Below are 15,790 nucleotides of genomic sequence, written 5' to 3'. Positions count from 1 at the left end.
CTGACCGACACCGCCCGGCCGGCACCGCCCGGCACCGCGATTCGAACGGAGGGCCTATAGTGTGCGCGGCCCGCCTTCTGAGAGGGTCGGGGTGAGCGGAAGGAGGCGCGAGATGGCCAGGAAGGCTCCGCGCGACGACGTCAACGAGGACGGCCTCGAGGTCGGCCCGCCCAAGGAGTGGGCCGCCGGCATCCCGGGGGTGACCCGGTCGCTGCTGGCCGCGAACGCCCAGATGGGCGTCGGCCGCACCCTGCGCACCCTGGCCGTGGTCAACCAGAAGGAGGGCTTCGACTGCCCCGGTTGCGCCTGGCCCGAGGGCGGGCACCGCAGCCCGGCCGAGTTCTGTGAGAACGGCGCCAAGGCGGTGGCAGAGGAGGCCACCGTCCGCAGGGTCACCCGCGACTTCTTCGCCGGGCACACCGTGGACGACCTGGCCCGGCACACCGACTACTGGCTCGGTCAGCAGGGACGCCTCACCGAGCCGATGCACCGGCCAGAGGGGTCCGACCACTACGTGCCGGTGACCTGGGACGACGCGTTCGCCATCATCGCCCGTGAGCTGCGCGCCCTCGACAGCCCCGACGAGGCGCTGTTCTACACCTCCGGCCGCACCTCCAACGAGGCCGCGTTCGCGTACCAGCTCCTGGTGCGCAGGTTCGGCACCAACAACCTGCCCGACTGCTCCAACATGTGCCACGAGTCCAGCGGCTCGGCGCTCAACGAGACCCTCGGCATCGGCAAGGGCACCGTCTCGCTGGAGGACCTGCAGCGGGCCGACCTCATCTTCGTGGTCGGCCAGAACCCCGGCACCAACCACCCGCGCATGCTGTCGGCGCTGGAGCGGGCCAAGCGCGGCGGCGCCAGGATCATCGCGGTCAACCCGCTGCCCGAGGCCGGGCTGCTCCGCTTCAAGAACCCGCAGCGGGCCTCCGGGCTGGTGGGGAAGGGCACCACGCTGGCCGACCGGTTCCTGCAGATCCGCCTCAACGGTGACCTCGCGCTCTTCCAGGCCATGTCGCTGCTCCTGCTCGAGGCCGAGGACGCCGCCCCCGGCACCGTGATCGACCGCGACTTCGTCGAGACCCACACCCACGGTTTCGACAAGTGGGCCGAGGACCTGCGCTCCCTGGACTGGGCGGAGGTCGAGGAGGCGACCGGGCTGGACCGCCCGGCCGTCGAGGACGCCGTACGGGAGGTGCTGGGCGCGAAGTCGGTCATCGTGTGCTGGGCGATGGGGCTCACCCAGCACAAGAACTCCGTCGCCACCATCAGGGAGGTCGTCAACTTCCTGCTGCTGCGCGGCAACGTGGGTCGCCCGGGGGCGGGGGTGTGCCCGGTCCGTGGCCACTCCAACGTCCAGGGCGACCGCACCATGGGCATCTACGAGAGACCGCCGACCTGGTTCCTCGACGCGCTGCGCGCCGAGTTCGGTTTCGAGCCGCCCCGCCACCACGGCTTCGACACCGTGGAGGCGATCCGTGCGCTGCGGTCGGAGCGGGCGAAGGTCTTCGTCGCGATGGGCGGCAACTTCGTGGCCGCGACCCCCGACACGGCGGTGACCGAGAAGGCGATGCGCCGGGCCAGGCTGACGGTGCAGGTGTCGACCAAGCTCAACCGCTCCCACGCGGTGTGCGGCCGGGAGGCGCTCATCCTTCCCACGCTGGGACGCACCGAACGCGACGTCGCGCGCGGTGGCCGCGCGGGCCGCTTCGTCACGGTCGAGGACTCCATGGGCCTGGTCCACGCCTCGCGGGGCAACCTGCCCCCCGCCTCCGACGACCTGCTCTCCGAGGTGGACATCGTCTGCCGCCTGGCGACAGAGCTGTTCGGCGCCGATCCGCACGTGCCCTGGGAGCAGTTCTCGGCCGACTACGACGTGATCCGCCACCGCATCTCCCGGGTGATCCCCGGGTTCGAGGACTTCAACGTGCGGGTCCGTCTCCCGGACGGCTTCGCGCTGCCCAACGCGCCCCGCGACGAGCGCCGCTTCCCGACCGCGACGGGAAGGGCCAACTTCACCGTCAACCACCTGGAGGTGCTGCGGGTCCCGCCGGGGCGGCTGCTGCTGCAGACGGTCCGCAGCCACGACCAGTACAACACCACGATCTACGGCATGGACGATCGCTACCGGGGCGTGCGCAACGGCCGCCGGGTGGTCTTCGCGCACGCCGACGACCTGGCCGAGCGAGGTCTGGCCGACGGCGACATGGTGGATCTGGTCAGCGAGTGGCCCGACGGCGAGCGCCGGGCGGAGTCCTTCCGCGCCATCGCCTACCCGACCGCCCGCGGCTGCTGCGCCGCCTACTTCCCCGAGACGAACGTGCTGGTGCCACTCGACTCGGTCGCGGAGACCTCCAACACCCCCACCTCCAAGAGCGTCGTGGTCAGACTCGTCAAGCGTGCCGCGGACGGTGCCTGAGGCGCGACCTCAGCCGCCGAACTCGTCGGCCTTCACGCCGTTGAGGAAGGCGTTCCACTTGGTGGGGGTGAAGAGGAGTTTGGGGCCTTCGGGGTCCTTGGAGTCGCGTACGGCGATCAGGTCGGGGTGGTCGGCGGTGTCCCTGAGGTTCGCGACCTCGACACAGTTTCCGCCGTTGTCTCCGGAGAAACTTGACTTGACCCATGTGGCGTTGCTCAGGTCCATTTTTCTGATACCGCTTTCTGGATGAGATCGATGGACATGCTTATCGGCAGCGCTTCGGTCCGGATTGCCTCGAAACGCTCCACGGCCGCCGTGACGTCTTCCGGATCGCTCGTGGTGATGCCGCGAACGGCCGTCTCCGCATACAGTACGTTGCCTCCTCCGTCCAGTGTGGCGATTGCGAATCCGCCCATCAAACCCGAGTGCATTCCATGAGGGATCACCTGAAAGCTCAGTCGTGGATTGACCGCCGAGATGAGGTGCTCCAGTTGCTCTTTCATCACTTTGGGGCCGCCGATCGGGCGGTGAAGAACCGCTTCGTCCACCACGCAGCGGAGTGTCGGGGGCTGGGGGTCCTTCCGGGTGAGGATGCTTTGACGGTCCAGACGAGCTTCCACTGCCGTCTCGTTTCCGCGCAGCAGCACCCGAGCGTACGCCTCGGTCTGGAGCAGGCCGGGAAAGACGAGCGGTTCATAGGCGCGTAGCGCGGTCGCCTCCTGTTCCTTATCCCTCCACCTCCCGAACCAGGCGGGGAAGACCTGCCCCTTGCGCCAGTCGAGCAGCCGAGACAGCGCGCTGTCGGTGCCGAGGACCGCGTCGCAGGTCTCGGCGAACTCCGGGCTGGCCGGGAGTTGTCCCGTCTCCACCCCGCTGATCAGGGACTCACTGAAGTGGATCCGCTCGGCAAGCTGGCCCTGGGTGAGGCCCGCCGCCTTCCGGTAGTGGCGCAGCTCCCTGCCCCAGATCGCCTGGGGTGTATAGAGATTGGAGATGATGCCCTCCTTGTCGGAGTTCAACAAAAGACCCGCGAACTCCAGCTCGTATCTTTCGTAACCATTCGGCTACCAAGAGTAGTCGCGTCTTGGCACGCTGAACATACGAAATCCGAGGCGAAGAGAGAAAACATGGAAGAGGCACTCAAGGCGAGCGTGGCCCTGACCGAATATCGCTACACGATGAATTTCGGGCTTTTCCTGCTGGGGAAGAAGTGGATACCGCGCGAACCGAGAAATGTCGCGTCCGCCCTGAGGTGTGGATTACAGCCGTGAACCGTCGATCGCCGATCGGCCGGTCCCGGTGTCGATGCTGCCGACGATCAGGTCGGTGAGCGCGGTGACCGCGTCGGCGACGGTGGTCCGTCCCCGGTGCAGCTCCGTGGCGATCGCCTCGGCCGCGCCCAGCGCGCCGACGCAGCGCAGTCGAAGGGCTTCCGGTGTGAGGCCGGAGTGCGGCAGCAGCGCCGCGGCCATCAGGTCCGTGTAGCCGTCGATCATCTCGTGCTCGATCGCCTCCATCTCCGGATTTCCCTTCAGCGCGGCTGAGACGGCGTTCCACTCCGGCATGTCGGTGGCGCACACGAAGTACGCGGTGCTCAGGACGCGGGCTATCTCGTCGGGGGTGGGTGCGGCCTCCCGCAACGCCTGTGCCGACGCGGTCCGGTGTCGTTCGTCGAGTCGCTGGTAGAGCGCGAGCAGCAGGCCGGGCCGGGTGCCGAAGTGGTCGTAGACGATCGGCCTGCTCACCCCGGCGGCCTCCGCGAGGGTGAGCAGGGTGAGGCCGTCGGCGCCCTGGGCGCGCACGATCGTCAGGGCGGTGTCGAGCAGTTGCTCCCGCCTCGCCTGCTTGGACAGGCGGGTCGTCGCGGTGGTCATCGCCCTCCCTTGCGTTACCGTCCAGCCTAGGCTACAAAGTGTAGGTTACAAAATGTAGCTTAACGGGGACGTGAGAGGAAAACACGATGGAACACTCGAAATCGGTACTGATCATGGGCGGTTCGGGCCAGGCGGGCGCGGAGGCCGCCGCCGTCCTGCGCCGGTGGTACCCGACGTTGCCGCTGACGATCGCCGGCCGCGATCTCGACCGCGCGCGGCGTGTCGCCGACGAGCTCGGCGCCGCGACGGCGGTGACCATCGATCTGCGGCGCGGCGATCTCGGCCTCCCGGCAGGCCATGACCACTCGGCGGTCGTGGCGGCACTGTGGGACAGCCACCTGCACGGACTGCGCTACGCGCAGGACCGCGGGCTGCCGTACCTCAGCCTCTCCAGCGGTCTGACGGATATCGCCCCCGAGGTCGTCGCGGGCGGCCAGCGGGCCGGCGCCGCGCCGATCCTGCTGGCCAGCCACTGGTACGCCGGTGTCATCGTCCTCGCGACACTGGACCTCGCCAGGGAGTTCGGCCGGATCGACACCATCCGGGTCGGCGCCGTACTGGACGAGTCGGACGTCGGCGGGCCCGCGGCGACAGCGGACATGGAACGCCTGATGGCCGCCACCTCGGCGGGGCTTGTCCGCCGCGACGGCGTCTTCAGCTGGGTCGGCGACCCCGGCACGCAGGTGGAGGTCTCCAGCGTCGACGGCACCGTCCTGCCCGGCCGGCTCATCCCCACCCTTGACGTTCCGAGCCTGGCCGTCGCGACGGGAGCGCCGAACGTCAGCTTCGCGTTCGCGGTCGGTGAGTCCGCGGGCAGGCGCCGCGGCGGGCCCGCCTCCACCGAGGTCGGGATCGACCTCGAAGGAGAGGATCACACGGGCGCACCGCTCAGGAGGATCCGCCACCTCCTCCACCCGGCGGGGCAGAATCCCCTGACCGCGCTCGGCGTCGCCCTCGGTGTCGAACGACTGCTCGGCCTGCGCGGCGAAGCCGTGGCGCCGGGCATCCACACCCCCGAGGCGTTGATCGACCCCGCCTACGCGGTCGAGCGGATGGTGGAGATCGGCGCCACGTTCGCCGACGCCCCGGGCGATCGCTGAACCGCCCCCGCGCGCCCCGACCTGTCGGGGGCCGGGGCGCCACGGGCCGCCGGATCCAGTCCCGTCCCCTGCCGGCGGGCCACGGAACGACGGCGGGTTTCCCGCGAGGTGCCCTCGGCCGGTGTCGGACCCGCCGGTCTTCACGCCGTTGACGAAGGCGTCCCGTTCGCGGCCGGGCAATGGCGAAGCCCCTCCACCGGAACGGGTGGAGGGGCTCCATATCAGGGGTTCCGTATCAGGGGATCAGCCCGGGGGGAAGTTGCCGTTCTTGGCGACCGGCAGGGCCAGCTGGCTGGCGCCGCTGAGGACGGCCGGCTCGGGCGGGAGACCGGCGAGGACGGGGTTGATGTGACGCAGGCTCAGCGAGACCGCGGGCAGGGCCGGGGTGACGATGTCGAACTTCTCCAGGTCGATCCACCGGACGATTTTGAGCACCTCTTCCGGGATGTTGTCGCCGGCCTTCTGCACCGGGACGCACAGCTGGCGGGCGTTGAGGACCTGCGCGCCGTGCGTGGGGATGATCGGGGTCAGGACGGGGTTGAGCTGGCGCAGGGACAGCTGCTGGTTCAGCGAGGTGTTGGGGGTGATGCCGTAGCACTTGAGGTCGATGTGGCGGACGAGCGACAGCACCTCGTCGGGTGGGAACACGTTGTTCTTGATGACCGGCACGCACAGCTGCTGCGGGGTGTTCATGGAGATCTGCGTGCGCGGCAGGCTCTGGAACAGCGGGTTGAGGTGGCTGAGCACAAGCCCTGTGGTCACCGTGGTGCCGGAGATCTTGTAGCAGGCCAGGTCGATGAACCTGATGAAGTTGAGCACGGTCGACGGCGGTGTCTGGTTGTTCTTGGCGACCGGGACGCACAGCTGCTGACGCTCGCCGAGGATGACGGTCTCGGTCGGCAGGGTGCTGAGCACGGGGTTGAGGTGCCGCAGGGTGAGCGTGGCGGCGGGCGGCTGGTACGGGCTGGTCTTGAAGCATTCGAGGTCGAGGTAGGCGGTCAGATCCTTCGGCGTCGGCAGCGCGAGGGCACTGGCGGGCGGCACGCACAGGAATGCCACGGCGAGGATCGCGACGGCGGCGGAGGTGAGGCGCCGGAGCATCGTTTTTCTACGCCCGCGAATTCCGGTTACGGATCGGTCCATTGAGGCTCCAAAAGCTGGGGGGTGGGCCTTCTCAACGCCGAGTGTGTGCCGCCGCGACCGGACTTTCAATATAACTGCCACTTTTTGTTATATGCAGAATTCGGGCCGATGGTCCAGGGATTTAACACCGGGTATAAAAGCGTTGTTAGCTCGCCGTTAATCGGAACGCGGTGGCTTTGTTGAGGCTCTGCCGACCTGATGGCGCGGATCGAGACGGATACACATGGGATGGGTTGACCTGGGGGCGGGATCCCGGTAAGGCGGCAGTGGGCCAAGATCTGAAGCCCTGGCCGGAGAGCATCGGTGCCACCTCGCCCCGCCGTCGAATAGCCGAAGTCGAGGGGGCGTGGGGGACCATGGACCCTCCTTTCCGGCATGAAATACTTCCCGATGGAAGTTCGCGGGCCGAGGCCGGTTCGAACAATCCGAACGTCGCCGGTTCTTTCTCGAGCAGAACCGAGATTTACGTCAGGTTGGAACTTCGGGACGGCGCGCCGGAGCCTCCCCGTCAGTGGGGACGGATATGGCAGGGGATCCGCGTATCGATTCCGGCCTCATATCCATTGCCCCTTCCCGAGGGGCGAATCGTTCGACCTGGGAAGGAGGGGTCTTCCCGGTCCTGTCGCCTTCGGGGTGGGAAGCCGGAGAACGTGGAGGAGCCGGGCTCTCCCGTCGACGCGTACGGAGTCGACGGGAACGCGAGTCGACGGGAACGCGACTCCGGCCTCGGTGGGCCGCGGGTTCGTCCGGTGTGACCGCCGGGAGGTCAGGCCCGTCCGGTGTGGCCCAGGCGGTGGCTGATGTCCAGGGCTCCGGCGATCATGACCGGGGCCAGCTCGTGCAGCCGCTCCTCGCTGAAGCGGTAGGCCGGGCCGGAGGCGCTGACCGCGGCGACGATCTCACCGTCGTGGGAGCGGATGGGGGCGGCGACGGCGTTCAGCCCGATCTCGTACTCCTCGACGGTGACGGCGTAGCCCCGCTCGCGGGCCTGGAGAAGCTGCTCGTCCAGCGCGTCGGCCGAGGTGATCGTGTTCGGGGTGTACGGCTCCAGCCCGCCCGCGGCGACCAGCCGGGCCCGGTGCACCTCGTCCAGGTGGGCCAGCAGGACCTTGCCGCTGGAGGTGGCGTGCAGCGGGGTGAGCTCCCCGACCCAGTTGTGGGTGGTGACCGCCGCCGGGCCGCGTACCTGGTCCAGATTGACCGCGTAGTGGGAGCGCAGGACGGCGACGTTGACCGTCTCGCCGATCTCCTCGGCGAGGCGGCGGCAGACGGGGCGGCTCTGCTGGGTGAGGTCGAGCCGGGAGGCCACCCCGCCCGCGAGGCGGATGATCCCGAAGCTGAGGCGGTACTTTCCCCGTTCCTCGGCCTGCTCGACCAGGCCGCGCGACTCCAGCGCGCCCAGCAGCCGGAACGCCGTCGACTTGTGGACCGATATCTCCTGGGCTATCTCGCTCACCCCGGCCTCGCGGCGCTCGGAGAGGATCTCCAGGATGGTGATGGCCCGGTCGACGGACTGGACTCCGCCACTGCTGTCGGCGGTACGGCCGCCGAGGGGATCGTTGCCCATAGCGGGACTGTAGGCGCTCAGAGCAACGAACGCCATCGAGGCAACAATCATCGTTGCGAATGGTGCAGCGCATTGCGCTATTCGCTACAATTTCGGTCATTACCTCCTGCTTGAACGAGGCGAGGCAGACATGTACGACTTCGTCATCGTCGGGGGCGGTTCGGCGGGAAGCGCCCTCGCGAACCGGCTGTCCGCCGATCCCGCCCACCGGGTGCTGGTGCTGGAGGCGGGCCGCCCGGACTACCCGTGGGACGTCTTCATCCACATGCCCGCCGCGCTGCCCTTCCCCATCGGGAGCCGTTTCTACGACTGGAAGTACGAGTCCGAGCCCGAGCCGCACATGAACGGCCGCCGGATCTACCATGCCAGGGGCAAGGTGCTGGGCGGCTCCAGCAGCATCAATGGGATGATCTTCCAGCGCGGCAACCCGATGGACTACGAGCGCTGGGGCGCCGACGAGGGCATGGGGACCTGGGACTTCGCGCACTGCCTGCCCTACTTCAAGCGCATGGAGAACTGCCTGGCCGCCGACCCCGCCGACTCCTGGCGGGGGAGGGGCGGCCCCCTGGTGCTGGAGCGCGGGCCGGTGCGCAACCCGCTGTTCGGCGCCTTCTTCGAGGCGGTGCGGCAGGCCGGGTACCCGCTGACCGACGACGTCAACGGCTACCGCCAGGAGGGCTTCGCCCGCTTCGACCGCAACATCAGCAGGGGACGCCGCCTGTCGGCCGCCCGCGCCTACCTGCACCCCGTCATGAACCGTCCCAACCTGGAGGTCAGGACGCGGGCGCACGTCACCAAGGTCCTCTTCGAGGGAAAGCGTGCCGTCGGCGTCGAGTACGACGGCCGGACGGTCCGCGCGGGCGAGGTGATCCTGTGCGGCGGCGCGATCAACTCCCCGCAGCTGCTCCAGCTCTCCGGGGTGGGCAACGCCGCGGAGCTGAGCGCCCTCGGCGTCGACGTCGTGCACGACCTGCCGGGCGTCGGCGAGAACCTCCAGGACCACCTGGAGGTCTACATCCAGTACGGCTGCAAGCAGCCGGTGTCGATGCAGCCCGCGATGAGGTGGCGCAACCGGCCGCTGATCGGCGCGCGGTGGCTGTTCCTGCGCAGCGGCCCCGGCGCGACCAACCACTTCGAGGCGGGCGGCTTCACCCGGAGCAACGACGACGTCGACTACCCCAACCTGATGTTCCACTTCCTGCCCATCGCGGTCCGCTACGACGGCTCCGCGCCCGCGGGCGGGCACGGCTACCAGGTGCACATCGGGCCGATGTACTCCGACTCGCGCGGCTCGGTGAAGATCAAGAGCACCGACCCCAAGGTCCACCCGGCACTGCGCTTCAACTACCTGTCCACCGACCAGGACCGGCGCGAGTGGGTGGAGGCCGTCCGGGTCGCCCGCGACATCCTGAACCAGCCCGCCATGGACGCGTTCAACGCGGGGGAGCTGTCGCCGGGCCCCGGGGTCGAGACCGACGAGGAGATCCTCGACTGGGTGGCCAGGGATGGCGAGACCGCGCTGCACCCCTCGTGCACCGCCAGGATGGGCGTCGATCCCCTGTCCGTGGTGGACCCGCTGTCCATGCGGGTCCACGGCCTCGACGGGTTGCGCGTGGTGGACGCCTCGGTGATGCCGTACGTGACCAACGGCAACATCTACGCGCCGGTCATGATGGTGGCGGAGAAGGCGGCCGACCTGATCCTGGGCAACACCCCGCTCGCCGCCGAGCACGCCGACTTCTACCGGCACCGCGACGGCTCCCCCCGCTGACCGCGTCTCGCGCGGCCTCGAAGGCTCGCTCCGGCGGTGACCCCGGCGAAGGTCGCCGGCTGAACCGGCCGCCTTCCGTGATGGAACGATCCATCTGCGAGTCTCACCGAAGGGTGCGAGCCTCGTCGGACGACCCCGGAAGGTGGGATGACGTGAGTGAGGCCACGGTTCGGCCGAACGAGACGACGGTGCCGTTGATGCCGTGCGCGTCGGTGGAGGAGACCCTGGAGTTCTACGAGGCGCCGGGGCGTCTCGGAGGCCGAGCTTGTGCGTAACCCGCTTAAAGTTGTGTCATGAGCAACGAGCTGGAGAGAGATGGCGCTGCGGTGCAGTCCGTCGACCGTGCGCTGTCCGTCCTGCGGCTGCTCGCCCGGCACGGCGACCTGGGCGTCAGCGAGATCGCCGCGGAGCTGGGGGTGCACCGCTCCACGGCGTTCCGCCTCGTCATGACGCTGGAGCTGCACGAGCTCGTCGAGCAGACCGCCGACCGGGGGAAGTACCGGCTGGGAGTGGGGATCGTCCGGCTCGCGGGCGCCGCGACCGTCAGGCTCGACGTGGTGCGGGAGAGCCGCGCCAGTGGTGAGCGGCTCGCGGCGGCGGTCGGCGAGACCGTCAACGTGGCCATCCTCGATCGGGACGAGGCCCTGTACGTCGACCAGATGGCGGGTCCCTCGGCCCTGCAGGCCTACAACTGGGCGGGGCGGCGGGTGGCGCTGCACGCGACGTCCAACGGCAAGGTGCTGCTCGCCCACGCCCCGGAAGAGCGGTTCGAGCAGCTGGCCGCCGGGCCGCTGCGCCCGTTCACCGACCTGACCGTCACCGACGCCGGGCTGCTGCGCGAGGAACTCGACGCCGTCAGGAGGCGCGGGTACGCCACCGCCGCGGACGAGCTGGAGATCGGCCTGACCGCGGTGGCGGCGCCGATCTTCAACGTCGAGGGCGCCGTCGTCGCCTCGATGAGCGTGTCCGGGCCGACCTTCCGGCTGCCGTCCGAGCGACTCCCCAAGGTGGCCGAGCAGGTGATGGCGGCCGCGGATGAGGTTTCCTCACGATTGGGCTGGCACGGTAATGAAGACCGCAAAGCCTTGACTGCATGAACAAAAAGGGTCGATTCTGTTCCTCGTTAAGCATTCCGATGCGTCATACGCAACGGATCATGCGGTAGCCGGAAGGACGGCCGTTCGTGTCAGATCTCTACCTCGGTGGCACCTGGAGGGATCCCGTCGCGGGCGGCCACCGGGAGATCCGCTCACCGGCCGACGGCGGGCTCGTGGCGACCGTGTCGGAGGCCACCCGGGCCGACACCGAGATCGCGATCGCCGAGGCCCGCACGGCGTTCGACGAGGGCAGCTGGGCGTCCACCCCCGAACGCGAGCGCGGCGCGCTGCTGCTGAGGGTCGCCGACCTGCTCGAACGAGACGTCAAGAACGTGGCCAGGGCCGAGTCGCTCGACACCGGCAAGCGGCTCGTCGAGAGCGAGTACGACGTCGCCGACGTGGTGGCCTGCCTGCGCTACTTCGGCGGCATCGCCGGGACCGACGCGGGCCGCGTGATCGACACCGGCCGCGACGACGCGATCAGCCGCGTCGTCCACGAACCGGTCGGGGTGTGCGGCCTCATCACCCCCTGGAACTACCCGCTGCTGCAGGCCTCGTGGAAGGTCGCCCCCGCGCTGGTCGCGGGGAACACCTTCGTCCTCAAGCCCAGCGAGCTCACCCCGTCCACCGCGATCATGTTCATGCGCCTGCTGGAGGAGGCCGGGCTGCCCCCGGGCGTCGGCAACCTCGTCCTCGGAGCGGGCGCCGAGGTCGGCGCCCCGCTGGCCGAGCACCCCGACGTGGACATGGTCTCGTTCACCGGCGGCCTCGCGACCGGCCGTACGATCATGGCGTCGGCGGCGGCCACGGTGAAGAGGGTCGCGCTGGAGCTCGGCGGCAAGAACCCCAACATCGTCTTCGCCGACGCCGACGTCGAGACCGCCCTCGACTTCGCCCTCACCGCGGTGTTCCTCCACTCCGGGCAGGTCTGCTCGGCCGGTGCCCGCCTGCTGGTCGAGGACTCCCTGCACGACACCTTCGTCGACGAGCTCGTACGCCGCGCCGCCCGCATCCGCCTCGGCGGCCCCTTCGATCCCGAGGCCGAGACCGGTCCGCTCATCTCCGCCGCGCACCTGGCCAAGGTCGAGGCGTACGTCGCGTCCGGCGTCGCGGAGGGCGCGGTGCTGCGCTGCGGCGGGGAGAGACTCCCCGGCGAGGGCCACTTCTACCCGCCGACCATCCTCGACGAATGTCACCGGGGCATGCGGGTGGTCCGCGAGGAGTCCTTCGGGCCCGTCCTCACCGTCGAGCGCTTCGGCGACGAGGACGAGGCGGTCCGCCTCGGCAACGACACCGACTACGGCCTGGCCGGGGCGGTGTGGACGCAGGACGCGGGGAAAGCCCAGCGGGTCGCCGGGCGGCTCCGGCACGGCACCGTCTGGATCAACGACTACCACCCCTACGTCCCGCAGGCGGAGTGGGGCGGTTTCAAGCAGTCGGGGATCGGCCGCGAGCTGGGCCCGGCGGGCTTGGCCGAGTATCGGGAGACCAAGCACGTGTGGCAGAACGTCCGCCCCCGCCCGCAGCGGTGGTTCCGCAGCTGACGGACCAACCCCCGTCACCAGACGACCCGTGAGGTGGTCACCACCATGACGTCACCGACCCAGCAGGTGCGGCCGGGAGCCGCCGCGCGGAGCGAGGACCGGGCCGTCCTCGACGTGCGAGGTCTCTGGAAGGTCTTCGGCCCGCGTCCGGACCGGATCGTCGGGACCCCGCTCGCGGAGCTCTCGCGGAGTGAGCTGAGGGCGAGGACGGGCTGCGTGACCGCCGTCCGCGACGTCTCCTTCAGCGTGCGGCCCCAGGAGGTCTTCGTCGTCATGGGGCTGTCCGGCTCCGGCAAGTCCACCCTCGTACGCTGCCTGACGCGGCTCGTCGAGCCGACGGCCGGAGAGGTGCTGTTCGACGGCGAGGACATCCGCAAGGCGGGCGACAGGCAGCTGCGCGAGCTGCGCCGCCACCGCTTCGCCATGGTCTTCCAGAACTTCGGGCTGCTGCCGCACCGGCGGGTCCTGGACAACGTGGCCTACGGGCTGGAGATCCGCGGCACGGGGAAGGCGGCCCGCTACGAGCGGGCCAGGGAGATGGTCGAGCTCGTCGGCCTGTCGGGCTCCGAAGACTCCTACCCCGACCAGCTGTCGGGCGGCATGCAGCAGCGCGTCGGGCTGGCCAGGGCCCTCGCGGTGGACCCGGACGTGCTCTTCTTCGACGAGCCGTTCTCCGCGCTCGACCCGCTGATCAGGCGGGACATGCAGAACGAGGTCATCCGCCTGCACCGCGAGGTCGGCAAGACGATGATCTTCATCACGCACGACCTGAGCGAGGCGCTCAAGCTCGGCGACCGCATCCTCATCATGCGCGACGGCGAGCTCGTCCAGATGGGCACGCCGGACGAGGTCGTCGGGGCGCCCGTGGACGACTACGTGCGCGAGTTCGTCAGGGACGTGCCCCGCTCGAACGTGCTCACCACCCGCTGGATCATGCGCCCGCCCCGGCCGGACGAACCGCTGGACGGTCCGGAGGTCGGGCCGGACGTCGTCGTACGCGACGTCGTGCACACGGTCCTGCGCGCGACGCGCCCGGTCAAGGTCGTCGAGGGCGGTGAGCTGCTGGGGGTCGTCACCGCCGAGGAGGTCCTCGGAGTGCTCGCCGAGCCGGCTCCCGAGGGAACCCCCGGCAGGCCCGCCGGGCCCGTCAGGTCCGGGGAGCAGAGGTGATGGCCACCCAGGCCACCCCGGCCGGTGGCCTGCGGCGCCTGCCCGCCTGGCCCCGCCGCTACCTGCTGGCCGCCGTCGTCGCGGCATGGGTGCTGATCTGGGTGTTCGTCCAGGGCCGCGACACCTTCCAGCTCGGCGGCGCGGAACTGACCCCGCTGCACGTACGGATCAACGAGGGCAGCGAGGTCATCGACAACAGCAGGAACGACAACCCGTTCTTCCTGTACTTCATCAACTACATCCGCCTCTTCCTCGACGAGTCCGTCACGTTCGTCCAGGCGCTGATCAGCCGGCCGTCCTTCGGGCGCCCGCTGCCGGTCGTCGGCTGGCTGGGCGTGGTCGCCTTCGCCACGGCGATCGCGCTGCTGTGGGGCAACCTGCGGGTCGCCCTGCTGACCGCGATCGGCTTCGCCTCCTTCGGCCTGCTGGGCCTGTGGGAGGAGAGCATGGACACCCTCGCCCTCACCCTGGCCGCCGTCGCGCTCTCGCTGCTGATCGGCATCCCGCTCGGCGTCTGGGCCGGGGTGAACGACCGGTTCAACCGCCTGGTCACCCCGCTGCTCGACTTCATGCAGACGATGCCGACGTTCGTCTACCTCGCGCCGCTCACCCTGTTCTTCCTCATCGGCCCCGCGAGCGCCACCGTGGCGACCGTCATCTACGCCGTCCCGCCCGCGATCCGCATCACCGCGCACGGCATCCGCGAGGTGCGGCCCGCCACCCTGGAGGCCAGCGCCTCCCTCGGCTCGACCGCCTGGCAGTCACTGAGGAAGGTACGGCTCCCGCTGGCCAAGCGGACCATCATCGTCGGCGTCAACCAGACCATCATGGCCGCGCTGTGCATGGTCACCATCGCCGCGCTGATCGACGCCCCCGGCCTGGGCAAGACCGTCGTCAAGGCGCTGGAGACCCTCGACGTCGGCAGTGCCTTCAACGCGGGCCTGGCCATCGTCGTCATGGCCATCGTGCTCGACCGGGTCACCTCCGCCGCGGGGCGCCGCGTCGAGATCCGGCACCGGGCCGGACGCTCGCGCGGACCCGGCCGCCGCCGCGCGGAGATCGGCGCGGTCCTGGCGGTCACCGGCGTGCTGGCCTACCTCTCCCACGTCTACGTGTGGGCCGCGGAGTTCCCGAGCGAGGCGAACATAGGACGGTACGTCCGTCAGGGGGTCGACGCGGCCACCCTGTGGGCGCAGGACAACCTCGCCGTCTACACCGGCGCGTTCAGGAACGCCGTCTCCTACGGCCTGCTCAACCCGTTCGAGGCGCTGCTCACCGGCTCGCCGTGGTGGCTGGTCGGCGCCGTGCTGATCGCGTTCGCCGCGATCCTGTCGAACGTCAGGGTCGTGCTCGTCACCGCGGTCTGCGTCGCCCTGCTCGTCGGGCTCGGCCTGTGGCAGGACAGCATGGTGACGCTCGCCTCGACGCTCGTGGCCACCGTCCTGGTGATGGTCCTCGGAGTGGTGGTCGGCGTCTGGATGGGGCGCAGCGACCGCGTCGACCAAGTGGTGCGGCCCGTCCTCGACGCCGGGCAGACCATGCCGCCGTTCGTCTACCTGGTGCCGATCCTCGGCCTGTTCGGCGCCACCCGGATCACCGCGATCATCGCCGCGGTCGTCTACGCCGCCCCGGTGGCGGTCAAACTCACCGCGGACGGCATCCGCGGCGTGGCGCCGAGCGCGGTGGAGGCCGCCACGGCCGCGGGTTCCAGCACCTGGCAGCTCATCACCAAGGTGCAGCTGCCGATGGCGCGCAGCGCGCTCACCCTCGCCGCGAGCCAGGGGCTCATCTACGTGCTCGCCATGGTCGTCGTCGGCGGCCTGGTCGGCGCGGGCGCGCTCGGCTACGACGTGGTGGCGGGCTTCTCCCAGCTGCAGCTGCGGGGCAAGGGACTCGCCGCGGGCGTGGCGATCGTCGTACTCGGGATCATGCTGGAGCGCATCACCAGGACGGCGGCACGGCGGGCCGACGCCGAGGCGCACGGCGCCCGTTGAGAACTTGAAAGCAGCGAGAAGCAGGGAGAGACGTACCGAGAAACCGGGCGCGGCCGGACACCCGCCGGGCGGAACCGAACACGGCACACGACACCAATACAGGAGGACCTG

Annotated in this window: 13 protein-coding genes; 8 read left to right on the top strand and 5 right to left on the bottom strand. The window is 69.8% G+C overall.

The features are described from left to right. Positions 1–112: 112 nt before the first annotated feature. Positions 113–2,419: an FdhF/YdeP family oxidoreductase gene (locus OG587_RS33825; protein ID WP_329082556.1), complete on the top strand. Its 2,307-nt coding sequence runs from the start codon at positions 113–115 to the stop codon at positions 2,417–2,419. A 9-nt stretch (positions 2,420–2,428) separates the two neighbouring features. On the opposite strand, the gene OG587_RS33820 is transcribed toward OG587_RS33825, so the two are convergent. After that, positions 2,429–2,644 (bottom strand): DUF397 domain-containing protein, encoded by a 216-nt coding sequence (locus tag OG587_RS33820; protein ID WP_329082555.1) that lies wholly within the window; start codon positions 2,642–2,644, stop codon positions 2,429–2,431. Continuing rightward, entirely contained in the window at positions 2,635–3,438 is an 804-nt protein-coding gene (locus OG587_RS33815; RefSeq protein ID WP_329082554.1) for a helix-turn-helix domain-containing protein, read from the bottom strand. The genes OG587_RS33820 and OG587_RS33815 overlap by 10 nt, the downstream gene beginning before the upstream one ends. 108 nt (positions 3,439–3,546) lie before the next feature. On the opposite strand from OG587_RS33815, the gene OG587_RS33810 reads away from it, so the two are divergent. Next, positions 3,547–3,690 (top strand): hypothetical protein, encoded by a 144-nt coding sequence (locus tag OG587_RS33810; protein WP_329082550.1) that lies wholly within the window; start codon positions 3,547–3,549, stop codon positions 3,688–3,690. Here the strand turns inward: OG587_RS33810 and OG587_RS33805 are convergent. Next, positions 3,679–4,293 carry a TetR/AcrR family transcriptional regulator gene (locus OG587_RS33805; RefSeq protein ID WP_329082548.1) on the bottom strand — a complete coding sequence of 205 codons (615 nt, stop codon included), beginning with the start codon at positions 4,291–4,293 and terminating at the stop codon, positions 3,679–3,681. The two genes, OG587_RS33810 and OG587_RS33805, sit on opposite strands and share 12 nt — an antisense overlap. A gap of 86 nt (positions 4,294–4,379) precedes the next feature. On the opposite strand from OG587_RS33805, the gene OG587_RS33800 reads away from it, so the two are divergent. After that, positions 4,380–5,393: a hypothetical protein gene (locus OG587_RS33800; RefSeq protein WP_329082546.1), complete on the top strand. Its 1,014-nt coding sequence runs from the start codon at positions 4,380–4,382 to the stop codon at positions 5,391–5,393. A gap of 243 nt (positions 5,394–5,636) precedes the next feature. Here OG587_RS33800 and OG587_RS33795 read toward each other — a convergent pair whose 3' ends face one another. Further along, positions 5,637–6,494 carry a hypothetical protein gene (locus OG587_RS33795; protein ID WP_329082544.1) on the bottom strand — a complete coding sequence of 286 codons (858 nt, stop codon included), beginning with the start codon at positions 6,492–6,494 and terminating at the stop codon, positions 5,637–5,639. An 808-nt stretch (positions 6,495–7,302) separates the two neighbouring features. Beyond that, positions 7,303–8,103: an IclR family transcriptional regulator gene (locus OG587_RS33790; protein ID WP_329082542.1), complete on the bottom strand. Its 801-nt coding sequence runs from the start codon at positions 8,101–8,103 to the stop codon at positions 7,303–7,305. A 130-nt stretch (positions 8,104–8,233) separates the two neighbouring features. Here OG587_RS33790 and betA point away from each other — a divergent pair, with 130 nt between their 5' ends. The 5 genes from betA to OG587_RS33765 all read left to right on the top strand — a co-directional run bounded on the left by betA (position 8,234) and on the right by OG587_RS33765 (position 15,679). Further along, positions 8,234–9,874: a choline dehydrogenase gene (gene betA / locus OG587_RS33785; RefSeq protein WP_329082541.1), complete on the top strand. Its 1,641-nt coding sequence runs from the start codon at positions 8,234–8,236 to the stop codon at positions 9,872–9,874. 293 nt (positions 9,875–10,167) lie between these two features. Then, the gene (locus OG587_RS33780; RefSeq protein WP_329082540.1) at positions 10,168–10,971 is read left to right on the top strand and encodes an IclR family transcriptional regulator; all 804 of its coding nucleotides are present in this window, start codon (positions 10,168–10,170) and stop codon (positions 10,969–10,971) included. Between the two features lie 86 nt (positions 10,972–11,057). Further along, on the top strand, positions 11,058–12,515 hold the full coding sequence (locus OG587_RS33775; RefSeq protein WP_329082538.1) for an aldehyde dehydrogenase family protein: 1,458 nt from the start codon (positions 11,058–11,060) through the stop codon (positions 12,513–12,515). Positions 12,516–12,560: 45 nt separating this feature from the next. Beyond that, positions 12,561–13,685: a quaternary amine ABC transporter ATP-binding protein gene (locus OG587_RS33770; protein ID WP_329082536.1), complete on the top strand. Its 1,125-nt coding sequence runs from the start codon at positions 12,561–12,563 to the stop codon at positions 13,683–13,685. Further along, positions 13,685–15,679, top strand: a complete 1,995-nt coding sequence (locus tag OG587_RS33765; protein WP_329094091.1) for an ABC transporter permease — start codon at positions 13,685–13,687, stop codon at positions 15,677–15,679. Before OG587_RS33770 ends, OG587_RS33765 begins: the two co-directional genes overlap by 1 nt. Positions 15,680–15,790: the final 111 nt, after the last annotated feature.

The sequence above is a fragment of the Streptosporangium sp. NBC_01469 genome (assembly GCF_036227305.1).
Taxonomy (GTDB): domain Bacteria; phylum Actinomycetota; class Actinomycetes; order Streptosporangiales; family Streptosporangiaceae; genus Streptosporangium.
The sequence above is the reverse complement of the archived record's forward strand: the minus strand, read 5'-3'. Positions and strand labels throughout refer to the sequence as shown.

Coding starts and splice junctions, on each gene's coding strand:
- OG587_RS33825 (WP_329082556.1), top strand. CDS start 113: ATGGCCAGGAAGGCTCCGCGCGACGACGTCAACGAGGACGGCCTCGAG.
- OG587_RS33820 (WP_329082555.1), bottom strand. CDS start 2,644: ATGGACCTGAGCAACGCCACATGGGTCAAGTCAAGTTTCTCCGGAGAC.
- OG587_RS33810 (WP_329082550.1), top strand. CDS start 3,547: ATGGAAGAGGCACTCAAGGCGAGCGTGGCCCTGACCGAATATCGCTAC.
- OG587_RS33805 (WP_329082548.1), bottom strand. CDS start 4,293: ATGACCACCGCGACGACCCGCCTGTCCAAGCAGGCGAGGCGGGAGCAA.
- OG587_RS33800 (WP_329082546.1), top strand. CDS start 4,380: ATGGAACACTCGAAATCGGTACTGATCATGGGCGGTTCGGGCCAGGCG.
- OG587_RS33795 (WP_329082544.1), bottom strand. CDS start 6,494: ATGCTCCGGCGCCTCACCTCCGCCGCCGTCGCGATCCTCGCCGTGGCA.
- OG587_RS33790 (WP_329082542.1), bottom strand. CDS start 8,103: ATGGGCAACGATCCCCTCGGCGGCCGTACCGCCGACAGCAGTGGCGGA.
- betA (WP_329082541.1), top strand. CDS start 8,234: ATGTACGACTTCGTCATCGTCGGGGGCGGTTCGGCGGGAAGCGCCCTC.
- OG587_RS33780 (WP_329082540.1), top strand. CDS start 10,168: ATGAGCAACGAGCTGGAGAGAGATGGCGCTGCGGTGCAGTCCGTCGAC.
- OG587_RS33770 (WP_329082536.1), top strand. CDS start 12,561: ATGACGTCACCGACCCAGCAGGTGCGGCCGGGAGCCGCCGCGCGGAGC.
- OG587_RS33765 (WP_329094091.1), top strand. CDS start 13,685: ATGGCCACCCAGGCCACCCCGGCCGGTGGCCTGCGGCGCCTGCCCGCC.